The sequence below is a fragment of the Streptomyces sp. NBC_00076 genome, assembly GCF_045041235.1.
Taxonomy (GTDB): Bacteria; Actinomycetota; Actinomycetes; order Streptomycetales; family Streptomycetaceae; genus Streptomyces.
Window position 1 is genome coordinate 3,098,531 of the sequence record NZ_CP108242.1, and the last position, 21,673, is coordinate 3,120,203.

A 21,673-nucleotide genomic window follows, 5' to 3' on the forward strand; every position below is an offset into this window, starting at 1 on the left:
GAGTCCACGGGCGGGACGGGGACGAGACGATCGCCCCGGTCCGGAGGAGGAGGTCGTCCCGGGCTCCCATCGAAACGCGTTCTAGTTATACTCGGCCCCGCGTGGCCGGAACGCGGCGACAACGCTGCGATGGCGCGGCGATTGGGGAGCCCATGGCGCAGGTGTACGACCACGGCGGCGGCGTCCGGTCCCTCAGGGTCCCCATCCCGGACAACCCCCTCGGCCACACCCTGGTCCACGTCGTCGACACCGACCGCGGACCGGTACTGATCGACACCGGCTGGGACGACCCGGCCTCCTGGGACGCCCTCGCGGACGGACTGGCCGCCTGCGGCACCTCACCGGGCGAGATCCACGGCGTGGTGATCACCCACCACCACCCCGACCACCACGGTCTGTCCGGCCGGGTGCGCGAGGAGTCCGGCGCGTGGATCGCGATGCACGCGGCGGACGGCGCGATCGTACGGCGGACCCGCTCGACCCGCCCCGAACGCTGGTTCACCTACATGACGGCGAAGCTCGAAGCCGCCGGCGCCCCCGAGGACCACGTGGCGCCCCTGCGCACCGCCCGCCACCCCTCCTCCGTGCCCGGGCTGACCCCCGCGCTGCCCGACCGGGAGATCGTCCCCGGCGAACTCCTCGACCTCGCGGGCCGCCGGCTGCGCGCGATCTGGACCCCCGGCCACACTCCGGGCCATGTCTGTCTGCACCTGGAGGAGGAGCACCCGGCCGGGCTCCCGGGCCACGGCCGCCTGTTCTCCGGCGACCACCTGCTCCCCGAGATCACCCCGCACATCGGCCTGTACGAGGATCCCGACGACGCGACCGTGACCGACCCCCTCGGTGACTACCTCGACTCCCTGGAACGCGTCGGCCGCCTCGCCCCCGCCGAGGTGCTCCCGGCCCACCAGCACGCCTTCACCGACGCGGCGTCCCGCGTACGGGAGTTGCTCGCCCACCACGAGGACCGCCTCACCGGCCTGCTCACCCTCCTGGCCGAGCCCCTCACCCCCTGGCAGCTCGCCGAGCACATGGAGTGGAACCGCCCCTGGGAGCAGATCCCCTACGGCTCCAGGAACATCGCCGTCTCGGAGGCCGAGGCACATCTGCGACGCCTGGTGAAGCTGGGACGGGCGGAGGCGGTGCCGGGGAGCGATCCGGTGACGTACGTGGCCGTGTAAACCGGGCGCGACGCCCCGCGCCTAGGCCTCGTCACCGGCGGGCGGCCGGTGGGGCGTTGCGTACGGGCCAGTAGAGTGGGCAGGTCGTCATCATGCCCGTACGGGGGGAAGCCGGTGTGAATCCGGCGCTGGCCCGCAGCCGTGAGCCGTCCGTCGGGACGGCGAGCCGGATTGCCCCGCACGGACGTGACCGGCTCACGTGCACCGGCGACCGGCCGGTGTGCGGCACCGTCGAGGTATACGGAGCCGAGCCGCCGGGGTGTCCCGTGCTGTTTGGCTCCCCCAGGGAGAGGCACCCGCCGATCATGAACGTCCGCCGCAGCGCCCTGGTTCTGGCCGCCGCCACCGCCGTGATCGGCGCCGTCACCGCGCCCGCCGTCGCCGCCGGCCCCTCCCCGTCCGCGTCACCCGCGCCCCCGTCCGGGCTCTACGGCAGCACCGACCCGACGTACGACGGCGTCTGGCGTCAGTCCCTCGCGTTGCTCGCCCAGCACACCGTGGGCGTACGGCCCGCCGCGGCGGCCGTGGACTGGCTGACCGGGCAGCAGTGTGCGAACGGCGCCTTCGCTCCCTTCCGCGCCGACGTCACCAAGGCGTGCGACGCCAAGATCATGGTCGACACCAACAACACGGCCGCCGCCGTCCAGGCCCTCACCGCGCTCGGCGGCCACCGGGACGCCACCGGCAAGGCCGTCGCCTGGCTGAAGTCCGTGCAGAACACGGACGGCGGCTGGGGGTACGCGCCCGGCGGCGCCAGCGACACGAACTCGACGTCCGTCGTCATCGGCGCGCTGGCAGCCGTGGGGGACAAGCCCGCGCAGGTCGAGAAGGGCGGCCGGTCGCCGTACGACGCCCTGGTGAAGCTCACCCTGCCGTGTGAGGGCGAAGGGGCCGGTGCCTTCGCTTTCCAGCCGGACAAGAAGCGCAAGTTGGCGGCCAACGCGGACGCGACCGCGGCCGGTGTGGTGGGCGCGCTCGGCAAGGGGATGATGGTGGAGCCCGCCAAGAAGGAGGAGACCGCCGCCTGTTCGGACTCCGGCTCCCCCTCCCCGCGGCAGGCCGCCGCCAACGGCGCCGCCTACCTCACCAAAGCGCTCGGGAAGGACGGCCACCTCAAGTCCGCCCTCCCCGGCGCCACCGACCAGCCCGACTTCGGCAACACCGCCGACGCCGTCGTCGCCCTCGCCGCGCAGGGCGGGGCCGAGCAGGCCGCTAGGCCCCTGAAGTGGCTGGAGCGGAACTCGTCCGCGTGGGCGAAGCAGAGCGGGCCCGCCGCCTACGCCCAACTGGTGTTCGCCGCGCACGCGACGGGCACGGATCCGCGCGACTTCGGCGGCGCGGACCTGGTGAAGCAGCTCAACGCGACGGGGCCCGCCCTGCGGACGACGACCGAACCGTCCGGCTCGACCGGCGAGTCGGGCAAGGCCGAGTCCGCCACGGACGACGACTCGGGCAACGGGAACATCTGGTGGATGGTCGGCGCGGGTCTCGCCGCCGGGGCCGGCATCGGCTTCCTGCTCAGCGGCCGCAACAAGAGGAAGCGGCCGTGACCCGCCGCCGTGCCGCCACACTGTTCGTGACCGTCCTGTTCCTGCTGGTGGGGGTCACGGGCCAGGCGCAGGCCGCCGGTTACCGCTACTGGTCCTTCTGGGACCGCGACGGCGACCGGTGGACGTACGCCACCCAGGGCCCCTCCACCGCCCGCCCCTCCGACGGCGACGTCCAGGGCTTCCGTTTCGCGGTGAGCGAGGACTCCGGCGACGCGACACAGCCGCGCGGCACGGCGGACTTCGGCACGATCTGCGCGGACTCGCCCGCACGCGACGGCAGGAAGAGGGTGGCCCTGGTCATCGACTTCGGCACCAGGACGGACGCCCCCTCCGGCGAGAGCCCGCCGACGCGACGAACGGCATGCGCTGTCGTCTCCCCCGACGCCACGACGGCGGAGGCCCTCGCCTCGGTCGCCAAACCCCTGCGCTACGACACCGACGCCCTGCTGTGTGCGATCGCGGGCTACCCGAGGACCGGGTGCGGGGAGCAGGTGACGACGGGAAAGACGCCGGGGACCACGTCCAAGGAGCAGAACCCGAAGGAGAAGAAGGCCGCGGACCCGGCGGGCGGGGGACCTTCCGTGGGCCTGTTCGCAGGGGTCGCCGCCGTCGCCGTACTGGGCGCGGCGGCCGTGTGGCAGGCGAGGCGGCGCAGGGATGGGTCGTAGCCGCGAGCGGTCCGCGGACAGGATCGGCACCATCCGTGTGAAGCCGGTGTCCGGCCGCCGGCACCAGCGCCGCGCCGTGCTGCACCCCGGCGCCTGGTGGCTGTGGGCCCTGGGCCTCGGCACCGCCGCCACCCGCACCACCAACCCCCTCCTGCTGGCCCTCCTCATCGCCACCTCCGCCTACGTGGTGGCCGCCCGCCGCCCCGACACCCCCACCGCGCACTCCTACTCCGCCTTCGTCAAACTCGCCCTGGCCGTCCTGCTCGTCCGCCTCCTCTTCGCCGTGGTCCTCGGCTCCCCCATCCCCGGCACGCACGTGATCGTCACTCTCCCCGAAGTCCCCCTCCCCGACTGGGCGCAGGGCGTCCGACTCGGTGGCCGGGTCACCGCCGAGGGGCTCCTCTTCGCGCTCTACGACGGTCTGAAGCTGGCCGCGCTCCTCATCTGCGTCGGCGCGGCGAACGCGCTGGCGAACCCGGCCCGGCTGCTCAAGTCCCTCCCGGGCGCCCTGTACGAGATGGGCGTGGCCGTCGTCGTCGCCCTCACCTTCGCCCCGAACCTCATCGCCGACGTCCAGCGACTGCGCGCCGCCCGCCGTCTCCGCGGCCGCCCGGACAAGGGCGTCCGCGGTCTCCTGCACGTGGGGCTCCCGGTGCTGGAGGGCGCCCTCGAACGGTCCGTCTCCCTGGCCGCCGCGATGGACGCCCGCGGCTACGGCCGTACCGCCGAGGTACCCGCCCCCGTCCGCCGTACGACCGCTGCCCTCACCCTCGGCGGCCTGCTCGGCGTCTGCGCGGGAACGTACGGTCTGCTGACCGCCGAAGGCGGCACCTACGGTCTCCCCGTCCTGATCGCCGGGCTCGCCGCCGCCCTGGCCGGTCTACACCTCGGCGGCCGGCGTTCCCTCCGCACCCGTTACCGTCCCGACCGGTGGGACGTCCGCGCCTGGCTGGTCGCCGGGTCCGGTGCCGCCGTCGCCGCCCTGCTGACCCTGGCCGCCGCCCACGACCCGGAGGCGCTGCACCCCGGCGTGGTCCCTCTCGTCACCCCCAGCCTCCCGCTGTGGCCCGCGGCGGCCATCCTCCTCGGGCTCTTCCCCGCTTTCGTCGCACCGGCGCCGGTTTCCGTTTCCGCTCCAGCTCCCGCTTCCGGGCCCAGGTCTTCACTCCAGCCCTCGCTCAAGACCTCACCCAAGTCCTCACTCAAGGAACCGTCGTGATCCGCTTCGAGAGGGTCTCCGTGACGTACGACGGGGCCGCCGAACCCACCGTCCGGGACGTCGACTTCGAGGTGCCGGAAGGCGAACTCGTCCTCCTCGTGGGCCCGTCGGGCGTGGGCAAGTCCACGATCCTGGGCGCGGTCAGCGGTCTCGTCCCGCACTTCACCGGAGGCACCCTGCGCGGCCGGGTCACGGTCGCCGGCCGGGACACCCGCACGCACAAGCCCCGCGAACTCGCCGACGTGGTCGGGACCGTCGGCCAGGACCCGCTCTCCCATTTCGTCACGGACACCGTCGAGGACGAACTCGCCTACGGCATGGAGTCGTTGGGGCTCGCCCCGGACGTGATGCGCCGCCGCGTCGAGGAGACCCTCGATCTCCTGGGCCTCGCCGACCTGCGGGACCGGCCCATCGCCACCCTCTCCGGCGGCCAGCAACAGCGGGTCGCGATCGGCTCGGTCCTCACCCCGCACCCACGGGTCCTGGTCCTCGACGAGCCGACGTCCGCGCTCGACCCGGCGGCGGCGGAAGAGGTCCTCGCGGTGCTCCAGCGGCTCGTGCACGACCTCGGCACGACGGTCCTCATGGCCGAGCACCGCCTGGAACGCGTCCTCCAGTACGCCGACCAGGTCGCCCTCCTCCCGACGCCCTCAGCCGCGCCCGTCCTCGGCACCCCTGCCGAGATCATGGCCGTATCGCCGGTGTACCCGCCGGTGGTGGGCCTCGGCCGCCTCGCGGACTGGTCCCCCCTGCCCCTGACGGTCCGGGACGCCCGACGCCGAGCCGGTGACCTTCGGGAACGACTGACCGGACGGGAGGGAACGCACGACGAACCGGTTGCCGGCCTCGTCGCCGAACCCGACCCAGGCCCCGACCCCGGCCCCGGCCCCGTCGCCGTCGCCGTCGCCGTCGCCGAACCATTCCGGTCATCCGCTCCCCGCCCCACCACCACCGCCAACACCCCCGCTGCCGACGCCCCCGCCCGAGCCTCCCGCTGGCGCCTCCGCAAAAAGCCCCCGGCCGCCCCGGCCCGCACGGGCACACCCACAAGCGGCCCCCGCACGCCCGGGACACCCACACCCGGCACCCCCACAGCCGACGTCCGCTCCCTCGCCGTCCGCCGCGACCGCGTCCAGGCTCTCCGCCACATCGACCTCACCGTCTCCCCCGGCGAGACCGTCGCCCTCATGGGCCGCAACGGCGCCGGGAAGTCCACGCTGCTCGCGGCGCTCGTCGGGCTGGTCGCGCCGGCCGCCGGGTCCGTCCGGGTCGGCGGAGCCGTACCGCACCGCACGGCCCCGCGTGACCTCGTACGCCTGGTGGGTCTCGTACCGCAGGAACCCCGGGACCTGCTGTACGCCGACACGGTCGCCGCCGAGTGCGCGGCCGCCGACCGGGACGCGGGCGCCACGGCGGGCACCTGCCGGGCGCTGGTCTCCGAGCTGCTGCCGGGCATCACCGACGACACCCACCCCCGCGACCTCTCCGAGGGGCAGCGTCTCGCGCTCGCCCTGGCCGTGGTCCTGACTGCCCGCCCTCCTCTGCTGCTCCTCGACGAGCCGACCCGGGGCCTCGACTACGCGGCGAAGGCGCGCCTGGTCACCGTCCTGCGGGGGCTGGCGGCCGAGGGGCACGCGATCGTGCTGGCCACGCACGATGTCGAGCTGGCCGCGGAACTGGCCCACCGGGTCGTCCTGTTGGCAGACGGCGAGGTGATCGCGGACGGGCCGACGGCGGACGTGGTGGTCGGGTCACCGGCCTTCGCCCCGCAGGTCACCAAGATCCTGGCGCCGCGGAAGTGGCTCACGGTGGCCCAGGTGCGCAGGGCGCTGTCATGACCGCCGCGCACGACACCACCCGCCAGGCCCGCGCCGTCCGTCTCGGCCCTCGTTCCCTGCTCGCACTCGCCCTGGTCAGCGCGGTCGGCGCGGTCGCCTTCTGCTGGCCGTTCCTCGCCCCGCCCACCTCCCGGGTCAGCGCGCACGCGCAGGACGCGCCGTGGCTCTTCGCGGGCCTGCTGGTCCTCCTGGTCGCCGTCGTCGCCGCGACGATCTCCGAGTCGGGGCTCGGCCCGAAGGCGGTGGCGATGCTCGGCGTGCTGGCGGCGACGGGGGCGGCGCTGCGGCCGATCGGGGCCGGGACGGCCGGTATCGAGCCGATGTTCTTCCTGATGGTGCTGAGCGGGCGGGTCCTCGGCCCAGGATTCGGCTTCGTGCTCGGCTCGGTGACGATGTTCGCGTCGGCGCTGCTCACGGGCGGGGTGGGGCCGTGGATGCCGTTCCAGATGCTGGCGATGGGCTGGTTCACGATGGGTGCCGGCCTGCTGCCGGGTCCGGACCGCCTGCGCGGCCGGGCGGAACTGGGTCTGCTGGCCGGGTACGGCTTCCTCGCCGCCTTCGCCTACGGCACGGTGATGAACCTGGCCGGCTGGCCGTTCATGCAGCAGAACGCGTCGAACATCGCCTTCGCCCCGGACGCCGCGGTCCCCGCCAACCTGGCCCGCTTCCTCGCCTACTGTCTGGCCACCTCGCTGGGCTGGGACCTGGGCCGGGCCCTGGTCACCGTCGTCCTGACCTTCCTGATCGGCCCCGCGATCCTCCGCGCCCTGCGCCGCGCCACCCGCCGGGCCGCCTTCGAGACGCCGGTCGTTTTCGACGCGTAGCGCCGACCGGTTCCCTCACGAACACCGGCGGGACCGGTCCTCACCCTCGGCCCCGCCGCGTCCACCACGTTCCTGAAGTGGACGACTACAGCCGCTGAATGATCGTGCCGGTGGCCAAGGCGCCGCCCGCACACATCGTCACCAGCGCGAACTCCTTGTCCGTGCGCTCCAGTTCGTGCAGTGCCGTCGTGATGAGACGGGCCCCGCTGGCCCCCACGGGGTGCCCGAGCGCGATCGCGCCACCGTTGACGTTGACCTTCGCCAGGTCCTGTTCGAAGACCTGGGCCCAGCTCAACACCACGGACGCGAAGGCCTCGTTGATCTCGACGAGGTCGATGTCCTTCAGGGACATGCCCGCCTTCCCCAGCACCGCGCGCGTGGCGTCGATGGGTCCGTCGAGGTGGAAGTGCGGGTCCGCTCCGACGAGTGCCTGCGCGACGATCCGCGCGCGGGGCCGCAGCTTCAGTGCCCGCGCCATCCGTTTCGACGACCACATGATCGCCGCCGCTCCGTCGCTGATCTGCGAGGAGTTGCCCGCCGTGTGGACGGCCGTCGGCATGACGGGCTTGAGTCCCGCCAGCGCCTCCATCGACGTGTCGCGCAGGCCCTCGTCGCGGTCGACAAGTCGCCACATGCCCTGTCCGGCGCGCTGCTCGTCCTCGGTGGTCGGCACCTGGACCGCGAACGTCTCCCGTTTGAAGCGTTCCTCGGACCAGGCGACGGCCGCCCGCTCCTGGGAGGCGAGCCCGAGGGAGTCGACGTTCTCCCTCGTCAGTCCGCGGTGGCGCGCGATCCGTTCCGCCGCCTCGAACTGGTTGGGCAGGTCCACGTTCCACTCGTCGGGGAACGGCTTCCCCGGCCCGTGCTTCGATCCGGACCCCAGCGGGACCCGCGACATCGACTCGACGCCGCACGAGACGCCGACGTCGATGACCCCGGCCGCGACCATGTTGGCGACCATGTGCGAGGCCTGCTGGGAGGAACCGCACTGTGCGTCGACCGTCGTCGCGGCCGTCTCGTAGGGCAGGCCGACGGCCAGCCAGGCGGTGCGCGCGGGGTTCATGGACTGTTCGCCGGCGTGGGTGACCGTGCCGCCGACGATCTGTTCGACCGCGTCGGCGGGGATGCCGGTGCGGCCGAGAAGTTCACGGTAGGTCTCGCCCAGGAGATAGGCGGGGTGCAGATTGGCGAGCGCGCCGCCGCGCCTGCCAATGGGGGTGCGTACAGCCTCGACGATCACGGGTTCCGCGGCCATGGGGAGTTCCTCTCCTCCGATACCCGCGCGGCGCGGGGGCGTCCCGGCCCGGCCCGCCACGCGGAACTAGTACGTGTTCTAGTTCCGTTCCACCTGCAGTCTGCTGACCTGCCACCCGCAACCGCAAGGGGTGTGCAGGCAATTCGACGCGCCGCGCCTCTTGCTACTTGCGGAACCCGTTACTACCTTCACGGCGACCTCATTCCTGATGGTCCGTCAGAAGTATGCGACCAAGAACCCCAGCCGGAGTCGCCCATGCCCTGTCCAGCTTTCCCCGACGGGTTCGACTTCACCGATCCCGACCTGCTGCAACACCGCGTCCCCCTCCCGGAGTTCGCCGAGCTGCGCCGGGCTGAACCGGTCCGCTGGATCCCCCAGACGAGCAACCTCGCCGGGTTCCAGGACGAGGGGTACTGGGCCGTGACGCGGCACGCGGACGTCAAGTACGTCTCCACGCACCCGGAGATCTTCTCCTCGTACCTCAACACGGCGATCATCCGCTTCAACGAGCACATCGAGCGGGACGCGATCGACGCCCAGCGGCTGATCCTGCTCAACATGGACCCGCCGGAGCACACCCGGGTCCGGCAGATCGTGCAGCGGGTGTTCACGCCGAGGGCCATCCGGGCGCTGGAGGACAACCTGCGCTCCCGCGCCCTCGCGATCGCGGCGAGCGCCCGCGCCCGCACCGGCTCCTTCGACTTCGTCACGGAAGTCGCCTGCGAGCTGCCTCTCCAGGCCATCGCCGAGCTCATCGGCATCCCGCAGGACGATCGGGCCAAGATCTTCGACTGGTCCAACAAGATGATCTCGTACGACGACCCGGAGTACGCGATCACCGAGGAGGTCGGCGCCGAGTCGGCCACCGAACTCATCGCGTACGCCATGAACATGGCCGCCGATCGCAAGCAGTGCCCGGCGAAGGACATCGTGACCACGATGGTCGCGGCCGAGGACGAGGGCAACCTCAGGTCGGACGAGTTCGGGTTCTTCGTGCTGATGCTGGCCGTGGCGGGCAACGAGACCACGCGCAACGCCATCACCCACGGCATGCACGCCTTCCTCACCAACCCCGAGCAGTGGGAGCTGTACAAGAGGGAGCGGCCCGCGACGACGGCCGAGGAGATCGTGCGGTGGGCGACTCCCGTCAACTCCTTCCAGCGCACCGCCACCCGGGACACCGAACTGGGCGGCAAGCAGATCAAGAAGGGTGACCGGGTGGGGTTGTTCTACGCCTCCGCCAACCACGACCCCGACGTCTTCGAGAACCCGGACGTCTTCGACATCACCCGCGATCCCAATCCGCACCTCGGGTTCGGGGGCGGGGGCCCGCACTACTGCTTGGGCAAGTCCCTCGCCGTCCTGGAGATCGACCTCATCTTCAACGCGATCGCCGACGCGATGCCGACGCTGAAACCGACAGGGGATCCGCGTCGGCTGCGGTCGGCGTGGATCAACGGGGTGAAGGAGCTCCAGGTCAGCGCGGGTTGACGCACACCCCGAGTACTCGGGCCGACGGCTCCCGGCGCCGTCGGCCCGTCCGGGCTGCGCCCGGGGGCCGGAGGGGCTGGACATCGGATGCGGTTACGGTGCGCAGTGGCCGGGGCGGGCGTGGACGACGATCTGCGCGCCACGCACCCGGGTGCGCTCGCAGACCTCGAAGTCGGTCCTGAGCGTCTTCCGCTTGACCTCCTCCTGCGGGAACGGGTCGAGCGGCTGGCCGGAGGGGTCCGTCAGGGCGATGACACGGTCCGACGCCAGGAGGCGACGGCGGATCTCGGCGGCGGGGCGTTCGGTGCCCTGGAGGGTGCGGGAGACGGCCGGGGACTCGGCGAGCGCCAGGTCGTCGAGGCGGCCGTAGACCTCGGGGTAGGACAGCAGCCACTCGCGGCGCCGGGCCGGCATGAACAGCACGCCGTCGCCGTCGTGCGCGGTCTTCTCCACGGCGTGGGCGACCGCGACGACGTCGTCCTTGCGGCTCTCGGGCGAGCGGACCAGCAGCGACCACGGCAGCAGGACCGCGACGGCCACGGCCGCCGACAGACAGGCGGTCAGTGCGCGGGCGGCGGGGGCGAGGTGGTGCCGTAGCCCGACCGCCCGGGACAGCGCGGCTCCGGCCGGCAGCGCGAGGCCGGCCATCGCGTACAGCACGTACCGGTCGACGTACCACGGCTTGGCCAGCGACACGACCATCAGCAGGCCGGTCGGGGCGACCAGCAGCGGGAGGGAGAGGCGGGCCAGGGCGGCGGTCCCGGCATGACCCTCGCCCGAACTCTCATGGGTGAGGAACCGGCACAGCAGCGCGCCTGCCGCCGAAACGGCCAGGAACCGCAGCCACATGCCCACGCTCGGACGCCCGAGCCAGCCCAGCTGCGCGTCCGCCTGCCCCAGGCTCGCCCACGCAAGCGGCGACAGGCTCACGGCCACGCATGCCGCCGCGATCCCCCAGCTCCGCCACACCGCCCTCGGCGCACGCGACCACCACAGTGTCAGCCCGTGCGCCACCAGGGCAGGCGCCGCGAACTCATGCAGCCAGCAGGCGAGGGAGAGCGTGAGGCCGTACGCCGTCCACCAGCGGGGCCGCGTGCCGGGTGCCTCGGTGGCACGGACGAGGAAGTACGTCGCCCAGGTGACGCCCGCGGTGACCAGGGCGTAGGAGCGCCCCTCCTGCGCATACATCTGGGTGACCGGCAGCAGCGCGAAGACCAGTCCCGCGAGTGTGCCGGTCCGGGGCCCGGCGAGCCGGGTCCCGATCACCCCGACGCCGGCCGCGGCGAGGACGGTCGCAAGCACGGACGGCAGCCGCAGGGCCGCAGGACCGCCGTCCCACAGGCCGAACACGGCATGCATGAGCAGGTAGTACAGACCGTGCACCGCGTCGATGTGGTGCAACAGTCCCCACAGGTCGCCCAGCGACCGGTGGGCCACCTGGTAGGTGACCGACTCGTCGCGCCACATGCTGTCCTGCCGGCCGATCCCCCACAGGCCTGACCCCAGCGCGGTCACGGCCGGAACGAGGACCGCCACCGCCCGTCCGGTACGGCCACCCGGCCGGCCCGCACCGGGCGCGTCGGGCCGGGAGCCACCGCCCGGGAGCGTCCCCGCGGGGTCCAGATGCTGGGTGATGGTGACCTCCGGAGACATGGGGCCTGCTGGGTGCGGCACCTGATGATCCTTGCCCCGATGGGCCGCCCTCGGATCAACAGCCGTCGTCGCGTTCGCAGGTGAGAGGGCTCGAATGGGCCGGGTGGGACGGGAATCAACGGCCGAAGGGTGCCCGGTCGGCCTGCTCGGCCCGGGTGTCGGTCCGTCGCCCTTGTCCGGCGACGGCGGCCGCGGCCACGGCCGCCGCGCGTGGTCCCGTAAGCAGGTACGTCAGGCCGAAGCCCGCGCCGACCACGGCCGCGCCGCCGACGGCGTCGAGGACCCAGTGGTTGGCGGTCGCCACGATCGCGGACACGGTGAGCAGCGGATGCAGCAGGCCCAGGAGCCTCATCCACCACTTGGGCGCCAGGACCGCGATCACGATGCCGCACCACAGGGACCAGCCGAAGTGCAGTGAGGGCATCGCCGCGTACTGGTTGGTGACCTCGGTCATCGCGCCGTAGTCCGGCTTGGAGAAGTCCTGGACGCCGTGCACCGTGTCGATGAAGCCGGAGCCCGGCATCAGGCGCGGCGGGGCCAGCGGATAGAGCCAGAAGCCGAGCAGGCCGAGCAGGGTGGCGAGGCCCAGCGCGGAGCGTGCCCAGCGGTAGTGGGCGGGGCGGCGGACGTAGAGGACGGCGAGGATCGTGAGCGGGACGACGAAGTGGAAGGACGCGTAGTAGAAGTCGAAGAAGCCCCGCAGCCAGTCCACTTTCACCACGGTGTGGTTGGCCCAGCGCTCGATGTCGACGGACAGCCACTTCTCCAGCGAGTGGATCTGCCGGCCGTGGCTCTCGGCGGTGGTCTGGTCGGCGGTCACCACGACGCGGACCTGGCCGTAGGCGGCGTAGGTGACGCGGATGAGCAGCAGTTCCAGCAGCAGGCTCGGGCGGGCGAGGACCCGGCGCAGGAAGGGCAGCAGCGGGACGTGCCGGAAGCGGGCGGGCAGCTGTGGCGCGTACTCGGTGGGGACCGGTGACCGGTAGTGCGGCGAGGTGCGCGACAGGAACGGGACGACGGTGGCGGCGACGACGGCGGCCAGCAGCACCACGTTGTCCCGCAGGCCGTACAGCGCGGGCATGTCCGGCAGCATCATCTTCGCGGGCAGCGTCATCACCAGGACGACGGCGACCGGCCACACGTACCGGTCGGAGGTCCGCTTGCCGACTCGGCCGACGACCGCGAGCAGCACCCACAGCAGCTGGTGCTGCCAGGTGGTCGGCGAGACGGCGATCGCGGCGCAGCCGGTGATCGCGACGGCGAGCAGCAGCTGTCCGTCGCGGGCGTAGCGCACCGCGCGGCGCAGGCCGAGGACGGCGACGCCCGCGCCGAGCAGGAGGAAGAGACTGATCTCCAGCGGTCCGGACAGGCCCGTGCGCAGCAGGGCGCCGTGCAGGGACTGGTTGGCGAGGTCGTCGGCGTTGCCGCCCAGGCCGGTGCCGGCCAGGTGGTGCACCCAGTAGGTGTACGAGTCGTGCGCCATCGCCGCCCAGGCGACGACGGTGCATCCGAGAAACGTCAGGCCGGTGGAGAGCGCTGCCTTGCGGCGGCCGGTGAACCACAGCAGCGGTGCGAAGAGCAGCACGGTTGGCTGCAGGGCCGCCGCGAAGCCGATCAGCGCCCCGCTGGCGCGTTGGCCGCGTACGGCGAACAGGCCGAGCAGCACGAGCAGGACCGGGATGATGCTGGTCTGGCCGAGGTAGAGGGCGTTGCGTATCGGCAGCGACAGCATCAGCAGGCTGATCGCGACCGGTGCGGCGAGCAGGGAGGTGCGTCTGCTCACCGGCTGGGGCAGGGCGCGGGCGGCGACCAGGCCGAGGGCGACGACCAGCAGCAGGGTGCCGAAGGTCCAGCCCCAGCCGAGGGCCTGCTCGGCGGTTCTGGTGAGCGGCTTCAGCACCAGTCCGGCGAAGGGTGTACCGGTGAAGCTCGTCGAGTCGTACAGCGAGCCGTTCACATGGAGGACGCCGTTGGGGCCGACCCACGTCTCCAGATCCGTCAGCCGCTCGCCCCGGGGTGTCCTGAGGACGGTGGCCACCTCTCGTGCGGCGAGGACGGCGGCGACGAACCACAGGGCCAGCCGCGCCGCCCGCAGACGGGCCTGAGCAGTCACGGCCGGGCCGACGGCCGTCGCTCCGAGAGCTTCCACCGCTCGCCCGCTGTGCTCCGCGTTCGCCACGCCTCGTCGGCCTCCGCCCCGTCCACGTGTCGGATCGCCCTGCGAACTGGGAGGCTCGCGCCACCCCCGGAGAAGGACGCGTGCAGCCCCCTCTTCACCTGACGTCTTTTCCCCTTTTGTCCCGGATTGACGATAGTGCGCGGACGGAACGATTGCCTCCGCGGATCGCGAGAAGGATCACAATCCGCCCTCGTGGGAACCGCTCCGGAACTGGCCTCGAGGCCAGTTCAGAGCGCATTTACATGCCCCATGCATCGACTTGTGCGCGGACCGTGATCGGGGCATGCGCCCCTAAGGTCGCCCTTCGGCCTGTCCGCCGGCGCCGTCGCCCAGGCCCGTCCCTGTCCCCGTCGAAAGGTGGCGAGCGAAGTCTTGCCGACTGCCACAGTCGCCCCTCCCCCGTCTCCGGCCGCAGATCCGAAGAACGCCACCGTCACCGACCCCGCACTCGTGAAACGTGCCGTGCAGGCCGCCGCGCTGGGCAACGCGATGGAATGGTTCGACTTCGGTGTCTACAGCTACATCGCGGTCACCCTGGGCAAGGTCTTCTTCCCGTCCGGCAACCCGACCGCCCAGCTGCTCTCCACGTTCGGCGCCTTCGCCGCGGCCTTCCTGGTCCGCCCGCTCGGCGGCATGGTCTTCGGCCCCCTCGGCGATCGTGTCGGCCGCCAGAAGGTGCTGGCCGTCACCATGATCATGATGGCGGCGGGCACGTTCGCCATCGGCCTGATCCCCTCGTACGCCTCGATCGGCGTCGGCGCGCCCCTGCTCCTGCTGGCCGCTCGCCTGGTGCAGGGCTTCTCCACCGGCGGCGAGTACGCCGGCGCTTCCACCTTCATCGCCGAGTACGCCCCGGACCGGCGCCGCGGCTTCCTCGGCAGCTGGCTGGAGTTCGGCACACTCGCCGGCTACATCGGCGGCGCGGGCCTGGTCACGCTGTTGACGGCCCTGCTGTCCACCGACGATCTGCTGTCCTGGGGCTGGCGGGTCCCGTTCCTGATCGCGGGCCCGATGGGCGTCATCGGCCTCTATCTGCGGCTGCGCCTGGAGGAGACCCCCGCGTTCGCGGCCGAGGTCGAGAAGGCCGAGTCCCATCGCCCGAAGGTGCCGCTGCGCGAGATGATCACCGGCCAGTGGCGGGCGCTGCTGCTGTGCGTGGGCCTGGTGCTGGTCTTCAACGTCACCGACTACATGCTGCTGTCGTACATGCCGAGCTATCTGACCAGTGAGCTCAAGTACGACGAGACACACGGCCTGCTGGTCGTGCTCGGCGTGATGGCCCTGATGATGGTCGTCCAGCCCTTCGCGGGCGCCCTCACCGACCGCGTCGGCCGCCGCCCGGTCATCGCGGCGGGCTGCGCGGGCTTCCTGCTCCTGTCCGTCCCGGCCCTGCTCCTGATCCGCCAGGGCAGCCTGGCCGCCGTCGCGCTCGGCATGGGCGCGCTGGGGCTGCTGCTGGTGTGCTTCACGGCGGCGATGCCGTCGGCCCTGCCCGCCCTGTTCCCGACGCGGGTCCGTTACGGCTCCCTCTCGATCGGGTTCAACGTGTCGGTGTCCCTGTTCGGCGGGACGACTCCGCTGGTGGTGACGGCGCTGATCGGGGCGACGGGGAACATGATGATGCCCGCGTACTACATGATGGCGGCGGCTGTCGTCGGCGGGGCGGCGGTGTGGTTCATGACGGAGTCGGCGGGCAGGCCACTGCCGGGCTCGGCACCGTCGGTGGAGCGGTAGGTCTCTGCGCGGCCGGGGGCGGCAGTTTCTCCCTGCGCGGCCGCGGGGGGCTGCAGGGGGCTACTGGCCCCTACGGCCCGCCTGCCCGGCGCACGGGCCGGCGGCGGTCGCAGGGAACGGGCGGTCACCACGGCCGGACCCTACGGCTGGGCACTGCGGCCGCTCAAGCCACACCCGCGCCGCTCAGTTCGTGCCTGAGCCGATCGGCTGAAACTCGCCGAGGCGCGCCCCCTGACAGCGGTCCGGCACGGGACTATATTCGTTAGCGCAGCTAGTTAGCAGATCTAACTAGGCACATGAAAGGCACAGGTGTATGAGCGAGTCGCAGCTCTGGGACGACGTCGACGACTACTTCACCACTCACCTCACGCCCGACGACGAAGCCCTGGACGCGGCCGTCCGCGACAGCGAGGCCGCCGAGCTCCCGCAGGTCGCCGTCACCGCACCCCAGGGCAAGCTGCTCCATCTCCTCGCCCAGATCCAGGGCGCCCGCACCATCCTGGAGATCGGCACCCTCGGCGGCTACAGCACCATCTGGCTGGCCCGCGCGCTGCCCACCGACGGCCGCCTGGTCACGCTGGAGTACAGCCCCCGGCACGCCGAGGTGGCCTCCCGCAACATCGCCCGCGCGGGCCTCGACAAGCTGGTCGACGTACGGGTGGGCGCGGCGCTGGAGTCACTGCCCCAGCTGGCCGACGAGAACCCGGCCCCCTTCGACCTGGTCTTCATCGACGCCGACAAGAACAACAACCCGCACTACCTGGAGTGGGCGCTCAGGCTCACCCGCGAGGGCAGCCTGATCATCGTCGACAACGTGGTGCGGGGCGGCCGGGTGGCCGACGCGGACAACACCGCGCCGGACGTCCAGGGCATCCGGACCGCCCTCGAACTGATCGGCAAGCACCCCCGGTTGAGCGGCACGGCGATCCAGACCGTCGGCAGCAAGGGCTACGACGGCTTCGCGCTGGCCCGGGTGCTCGCGTAGGGCCTTCCGGCGGACAGTCCCTGGGACCGGTCGTCTCCGTCAGACCTCGTGGTAGAAGCCGACGTTGACACTGCGCGGGGCGGTGCGGTCCTGGATGATGATCTCGCCGCTGCCACCCTGGGGCAACGGGACCGTACCGCCGTAGGACAGGGGCTGCGCGTACTCGCCGACGGTCAGGCGGACCTCCGAGGACGGGTCGGGCTGGGAGCCCTGCAGCCAGGTCACCTGCCAGGTTCCTTCGGGGCCGCACAGGAACTCCAGATGGACCCGGGAGATGAACAGCCAGTCGTCCGGCGTGGAGAGCCGGCACACCGACTTGTCCCGGCCCAGCCGCAGCACGGCGCCCGGGTCACTGGGCGAGTCGGCCATGAGCATGCCGGCCGTGGCGCCCGCGTCCGCCGCGGAGACGGCGGCCATGGTGAGTTCGAGCACGTGCGCTCCTTCTGAAGTGCCTGAAGTGTTCCTATACAGCGGCCGAATGATAAATCGCCTGGCCATGGCACGTCCGGCACAATGGACACATGACCGAGCGAAAACCACCCGGTGTTCCGTTCGAGTCCTGGGTGGACCAACAGATCCGCGAAGCCGAGAGACGGGGCGACTTCGCCCAACTCCCCGGCGCGGGAAAGCCGTTGCCGGAAGTCACCGACACCACCTACGAAGAACTGTGGTGGGTCAAGCGGAAGTTGGCCCGCGAGGGTCTCTCCGTCCTGCCGCCCACACTGGCCCTGCGCAAGGAGGCCGAGGACACCCTCGCGGCGGCCCTGCGGGCACCCTCCGAGCGGCTCGTCCGCAAGCTCGTCGAGGACGTCAACGTCAAGATCCGGGACGTCATGTTCAAGCCGCCGCCCGGACCCCCGCTGGGACTGAAACCGTACGACGTGGACGAGGTCGTACGGCGGTGGCGGGAGCTCCGGGAGGCGGCTGAGTAGGCCCGTCGTAGGGAGTTGTACGAAGTCGGGCAGGTCATGACAGGTCGCACGAAGACGTACGGCTCCGTACGACCCCAGACGGAGCCGTACGGAGCCGTACGTCGGATGCGATCGGGTGCGCCCGATGTGATCTGGTACGTCCGATTCGATCGGGCGGTGCCGGCGTCAGAGCCGCAGCAGCCGGTCCGCCAGTTCGCGGTAGTCCCGCAGGGCCAGCCGGAGTTGCTCGGTGTCGGTGCTCGTCGCGGGCTTGCCCGCGTCGCCGCCGTCCGTGGACTGCCAGGCCCCGCGGAGCGTACGGCGCCGCTGGGTCACGGCCTCGGTGAAGCGAGCGGCCGCCTCCTCCAGTACGTGGTCGGCCTCCGCCACGGAGTCCCGCGGCCCGTCGACGAACCCGGCGACGGCGTGCTGGAGTTGCTCGGAGAGCTTGTCGCACTCGTCGCGCGGGAGCAGCCGACTGCCGTGACCGCCCGCTCCGGCATCGGAGGCGCCGAGGGCGCCGGATCCGTCGTGGGCCTCACGGCCACGGATGCCGTCGGGCTCGCCGCGCGTTCCGGTCCGGTCGCCGTGGGCGGCGTCGGCCTGGTCGCGGGTGACCGCCGGGCCCGGGCTGCCTGCCCGGCCCGGGGAGCTGTCGCGGCCCGCGGCGGTCTCGCCGCCGAACCCGCCGGGGCCACCGACCCCGCCGGCCTCGCCCGGCGCGGTGTCGGCACCGGACCCCATGCCGCCTCGTGCCGTGTCGCTGCCTCGTGCCGTGTCCCTGTCGGCCGTCGTGGCGCCGCGTGCCGCATCGGCCTCCCGCGTCCGGGTGTCCGGCTCGACCGGGGAAGTCCCGCGGGCCTTGTCACGGATCGCCGTCGTCGGGCCCTCGGGCCGCTCGGCGTGCGGGGCCGTCGAGGGCGCGTCCTTCGCCGGGTCGAGTCCGGGAGGTGTCGCGGGCCGGGTCGCCCGGCCCCTCGGCTTTCCGTCGCGCGGGGCGCCCTCGGCGCCCGGACCGGTCATTGCGTCCGTCATGTCACTCAACTCCCCTTCGCGTGGCGCCTGGTGAATCCGCGCGGCAGGTGGGCGCGCCCGTCACCGCGGGCGGGCGCCGTACCGCCGTCGGACCGTTCGACGAACTTCCGGGGCTGGGCCCGGTGTTCCTTGTGGTCGCGCTGGTCGCGGTGGTCCTCGTGCCGGGCGGGGCTCACCAGGTCCTCGAACAGGGCCCGGGCCTCGACCATGGCCTCGCGCATCTCCTCGGTGCCGGCGCGACCGTCACCGTCCTGCCCGGCGACCGCGTCCGCGCGGGCTACGCGGTGCACTCGCCGGTAGCCGTGCACATGGTGCGCGTGGTGCACCGACAGCGCGGCGAGTTGCTCCTCGTACTGCGCGCCGTCCGGGAAGCCCCGGGCGTCGGCCAGCTCGGCGAGCAGCCGGTCCGCCTCCGCCACGGCCTCCCGCGGTGAGTCGACGAAGCGCTCCTGGGCTGCCGTCCAGCGAGCCTCGTACTGCTCGCGTCGGCCCGGCTCCAACGGCCGCTCACGCAGCGACCCGTGCCGTTCCACGCGCTCGGTGAGTTCGCGCTCGGCGGCCTTGGTGTCCCCGTCGTGCCGGGACACGGCCCGGTCGTACTCGGGACCGAAGCGCCGCTTCAGGTTCTGGCCCCCGGGCCCGCGCCGGGCCCGCAGAGCCAGGACGGCCGCGACGATGACGACGGCCGCCACGATCACGATCAGAGCGATGATCACGCCTGTGGACATGAATGCCTTCCTGGGTTCTCGACCCAACCGGCTCTCCGTTCGGGCCGGTTCCGCGACCGGGTAGCCCGGGCGGCGCCTCTCAAACGGTCTCCTCATTCGTGTCGACGGCGTGCCGATTCGGCGCAGGCCCGCTCGACGGCCCAGTCGACGGCCCAGTCGACGGTCCGGTCGACGCAAGGGCGAACCCGAGCCACACAACGACGACCTGTACGCCGAACACTGGTTCCGCGGGAACCTCAGCCGAACCGGGGCACCGGGCGCCCGTCGTGCGGACGCTCCGCCTCCGACCCGCACAGCTCGCTGTTGAGCTCCTTCACCAGCTGCACCAGGTCCGTCGGCCTGTCCGGGCCCCACCAGTCGCCGAGGAGTTTGGCCAGCGACTCCGCACGGGCCTCGGCGAGCCGGTCGGCGACCTCGCTCCCCTGCTCGGTCATCACGAGGTCGAGGCCCCGGCGTTCGCCCAGCCGGCGCTCCTCGATCTGGCGGGCGGCCTCGATGACGACGGTCAGCGGGAGGGTGGTGCGTTCGGCGAGCACGGCCGGCTCGACACTGCCGTACCTCTTGATCCGCAGCAGCATCCAGCTCGCCGCGGGCAGGAGGTCGTACCCGGCGCGGGCGGTGATCTCCCGGTATATCTCACGCCGGCCCTCGCGGGTGCCGAGCACGGACAGCGCGCGGCAGACCTCGTCGTACGACGATCGCTCCACCGGGTTGCTGGCGAGGGTCTCCGTGACGTCCGGGGCCGTGACCGAGCCGCGCAGCGGGTCCTCCTTGAGGAACCAGGCCAGCACGAAACCGACGAGGGCGACGGGAGCGGCGTACAGGAACACGTCGGTGATGGACGAGGCGTACGCGTGCAGGGCCGGGGGGCGCAGGCCGGCCGGCAGGGCGGCGATACCTCGGGGGTCGGACTCCAGCGCGTCCACCGAGACGCCGGGCGGGAGCCGGGTGCCGCTGAAGGCGTCGGTCAGCTTGTCGCCGAGACGGTTCGTGAAGACGGTGCCGAAGACGGCGACGCCGAAGGAGGCGCCGATGGACCGGAAGAAGGTCGCGCCGGAGGTGGCGACGCCGAGGTCCTCGTACGAGACGGCGTTCTGCACGATCAGGACGAGGACCTGCATGACCAGGCCGAGCCCCAGCCCGAACACGAAGAAGGTGGCGCTCATGGCGGCGGTGGAGCTGTGCTCGTCCAGCCGGTGCAGGAGGAGCAGACCGAGGGTGGTCACACCGGTGCCGACGACCGGGAACACCTTCCAGCGGCCGGTACGGCTGACGACCTGTCCGGAGAACGTCGACGCCAGCAGCAGACCGAGCACCATCGGCAGCATGTGCACACCGGACAGGGTCGGGGTGACGCCCTGGACGACCTGGAGGAAGGTCGGCAGATAGGTCATCGCGCCGAACATCGCGAAGCCGACGACGAAGCTGATGACGGCGGACAGGGCGAAGGTGCGGATCCGGAACAGCTTGAGGGGCAGGACCGGTTCGGCGGCCCGCCGCTCGACGGCCACGAACGCGAAGGCCAGTACGACGCCCAGCACCGCGAGGCCCACGATCTGCGGCGAGCCCCAGCCCCATGTCGTACCGCCCAGGGACGCCACCAGCACCAGGCAGGTGGCGACGGACGCGATCAGGAACGTGCCGAGGTAGTCGATGACGTGCCGCGTGGACTTGCGCGGGATGCGCAGGACGGTGGCGATCACGGCGAGGGCGACGACGCCGACGGGCAGGTTGACGTAGAAGACCCAGCGCCAGCTCAGATGCTCGGTGAACAACCCTCCGAGGAGCGGACCGAGCACGCTGGTCGTCCCGAAGACCGCACCGAACATCCCCTGGTAGCGGCCGCGTTCGCGCGGCGGGACGAGGTCCCCCACGATCGCCATGGACAGCACCATCAGCCCGCCGCCGCCGAGACCCTGAAGAGCCCGGAAGGCGATCAGCTGGGGCATGTTCTGCGCGGCGCCGCACAGCGCCGACCCCACCAGGAAGATCACGATCGCGATCTGGAACAGCCGCTTGCGCCCGTACTGGTCGCCGAGTTTGCCCCACAGGGGGGTCGCGGCGGTCGAGGCGAGCAGATACGCGGTCACCACCCAGGACAGGTGGTCCAGGCCGCCGAGCTCACTGACGATGGTGGGCAGCGCCGTCGACACGATGGTCTGGTCGAGGGCGGCGAGCAGCATCCCGAGGAGCAGGGCGCCGATGGAGACGAGGACGTTGCCGGGTACGTGCTCTTCCCGCGCATCCGGCCTGCCTTGTCCGTCTTGCTCGCCCTGCCCGCCTTGCCCGTCCTGCCCGTCTCCCACCTTCCCGGTCACAGCGTGCGCGTCCCCGGCCATGAAGTCCTCCTGAGCGTCCCGTTTCGAGTTCCATCGTGATCGGTGTGACCAGTTATGGCCTGTTGAGTCCTTTTGGAAGCGGA

17 protein-coding genes and 1 riboswitch are annotated in these 21,673 nt (G+C 72.1%); of the genes, 10 read left to right on the forward strand and 7 right to left on the reverse strand.

The window, feature by feature from the left end; all coding sequences use genetic code 11:
- Positions 1-152 precede the first annotated feature (152 nt).
- The 6 genes from OHA64_RS14140 (at position 153) to OHA64_RS14165 (ending at position 7,280) form a co-directional block, all read left to right on the forward strand.
- Positions 153-1,181, forward strand: a complete 1,029-nt coding sequence (locus OHA64_RS14140; protein ID WP_405612802.1) for an MBL fold metallo-hydrolase — start codon at positions 153-155, stop codon at positions 1,179-1,181.
- 104 nt (positions 1,182-1,285) lie between these two features.
- Positions 1,286-1,358: riboswitch (cobalamin riboswitch) on the forward strand.
- A gap of 128 nt (positions 1,359-1,486) precedes the next feature.
- Positions 1,487-2,731, forward strand: coding sequence for a prenyltransferase/squalene oxidase repeat-containing protein (locus tag OHA64_RS14145; protein WP_405612805.1), 1,245 nt, complete (start codon positions 1,487-1,489; stop codon positions 2,729-2,731).
- The gene (locus OHA64_RS14150) at positions 2,728-3,399 is read left to right on the forward strand and encodes an SCO2322 family protein (protein ID WP_405612808.1); all 672 of its coding nucleotides are present in this window, start codon (positions 2,728-2,730) and stop codon (positions 3,397-3,399) included. Before OHA64_RS14145 ends, OHA64_RS14150 begins: the two co-directional genes overlap by 4 nt.
- A complete protein-coding gene (locus OHA64_RS14155; protein ID WP_405612811.1) occupies positions 3,389-4,618 on the forward strand; it encodes an energy-coupling factor transporter transmembrane component T in 1,230 nt (409 codons plus the stop codon). The genes OHA64_RS14150 and OHA64_RS14155 overlap by 11 nt, the downstream gene beginning before the upstream one ends.
- Complete coding sequence (locus OHA64_RS14160) at positions 4,615-6,456, forward strand: ABC transporter ATP-binding protein (protein ID WP_405612814.1); 1,842 nt, start codon at positions 4,615-4,617, stop codon at positions 6,454-6,456. The genes OHA64_RS14155 and OHA64_RS14160 overlap by 4 nt, the downstream gene beginning before the upstream one ends.
- Entirely contained in the window at positions 6,453-7,280 is an 828-nt protein-coding gene (locus OHA64_RS14165) for an ECF transporter S component (protein ID WP_405612817.1), read from the forward strand. Before OHA64_RS14160 ends, OHA64_RS14165 begins: the two co-directional genes overlap by 4 nt.
- Positions 7,281-7,365: 85 nt before the next feature.
- On the opposite strand, the gene OHA64_RS14170 is transcribed toward OHA64_RS14165, so the two are convergent.
- Positions 7,366-8,535 carry a steroid 3-ketoacyl-CoA thiolase gene (locus tag OHA64_RS14170; protein ID WP_405612820.1) on the reverse strand — a complete coding sequence of 390 codons (1,170 nt, stop codon included), beginning with the start codon at positions 8,533-8,535 and terminating at the stop codon, positions 7,366-7,368.
- A 255-nt stretch (positions 8,536-8,790) separates the two neighbouring features.
- On the opposite strand from OHA64_RS14170, the gene OHA64_RS14175 reads away from it, so the two are divergent.
- On the forward strand, positions 8,791-10,026 hold the full coding sequence (locus OHA64_RS14175) for a cytochrome P450 (protein WP_405612823.1): 1,236 nt from the start codon (positions 8,791-8,793) through the stop codon (positions 10,024-10,026).
- Positions 10,027-10,119: 93 nt separating this feature from the next.
- On the opposite strand, the gene OHA64_RS14180 is transcribed toward OHA64_RS14175, so the two are convergent.
- Both OHA64_RS14180 and OHA64_RS14185 read right to left on the reverse strand, forming a co-directional pair.
- On the reverse strand, positions 10,120-11,700 hold the full coding sequence (locus OHA64_RS14180) for a glycosyltransferase family 39 protein (protein ID WP_405612825.1): 1,581 nt from the start codon (positions 11,698-11,700) through the stop codon (positions 10,120-10,122).
- A 94-nt stretch (positions 11,701-11,794) separates the two neighbouring features.
- Positions 11,795-13,858, reverse strand: a complete 2,064-nt coding sequence (locus tag OHA64_RS14185; protein ID WP_405612827.1) for a bifunctional glycosyltransferase 87/phosphatase PAP2 family protein — start codon at positions 13,856-13,858, stop codon at positions 11,795-11,797.
- Between the two features lie 372 nt (positions 13,859-14,230).
- On the opposite strand from OHA64_RS14185, the gene proP reads away from it, so the two are divergent.
- Together proP and OHA64_RS14195 are read left to right on the forward strand one after the other, a co-directional pair.
- On the forward strand, positions 14,231-15,592 hold the full coding sequence (proP, locus tag OHA64_RS14190) for a glycine betaine/L-proline transporter ProP (RefSeq protein ID WP_405612829.1): 1,362 nt from the start codon (positions 14,231-14,233) through the stop codon (positions 15,590-15,592).
- Positions 15,593-15,905: 313 nt separating this feature from the next.
- Positions 15,906-16,577: an O-methyltransferase gene (locus tag OHA64_RS14195; RefSeq protein ID WP_405612831.1), complete on the forward strand. Its 672-nt coding sequence runs from the start codon at positions 15,906-15,908 to the stop codon at positions 16,575-16,577.
- A 39-nt stretch (positions 16,578-16,616) separates the two neighbouring features.
- Here the strand turns inward: OHA64_RS14195 and OHA64_RS14200 are convergent, their stop codons facing one another.
- A complete protein-coding gene (locus tag OHA64_RS14200) occupies positions 16,617-17,009 on the reverse strand; it encodes a hypothetical protein (RefSeq protein WP_405612833.1) in 393 nt (130 codons plus the stop codon).
- Positions 17,010-17,098: 89 nt separating this feature from the next.
- Here OHA64_RS14200 and OHA64_RS14205 point away from each other — a divergent pair, with 89 nt between their 5' ends.
- Positions 17,099-17,509 carry a DUF1992 domain-containing protein gene (locus OHA64_RS14205; protein ID WP_405612835.1) on the forward strand — a complete coding sequence of 137 codons (411 nt, stop codon included), beginning with the start codon at positions 17,099-17,101 and terminating at the stop codon, positions 17,507-17,509.
- A gap of 165 nt (positions 17,510-17,674) precedes the next feature.
- Here OHA64_RS14205 and OHA64_RS14210 read toward each other — a convergent pair whose 3' ends face one another.
- The 3 genes from OHA64_RS14210 to OHA64_RS14220 form a co-directional block, all read right to left on the reverse strand.
- On the reverse strand, positions 17,675-18,523 hold the full coding sequence (locus OHA64_RS14210) for a hypothetical protein (RefSeq protein ID WP_405612837.1): 849 nt from the start codon (positions 18,521-18,523) through the stop codon (positions 17,675-17,677).
- A 5-nt stretch (positions 18,524-18,528) separates the two neighbouring features.
- Positions 18,529-19,251 carry a hypothetical protein gene (locus OHA64_RS14215; RefSeq protein WP_405612839.1) on the reverse strand — a complete coding sequence of 241 codons (723 nt, stop codon included), beginning with the start codon at positions 19,249-19,251 and terminating at the stop codon, positions 18,529-18,531.
- Between the two features lie 236 nt (positions 19,252-19,487).
- Positions 19,488-21,590, reverse strand: coding sequence for a DHA2 family efflux MFS transporter permease subunit (locus OHA64_RS14220; RefSeq protein WP_405612841.1), 2,103 nt, complete (start codon positions 21,588-21,590; stop codon positions 19,488-19,490).
- Positions 21,591-21,673: the final 83 nt, after the last annotated feature.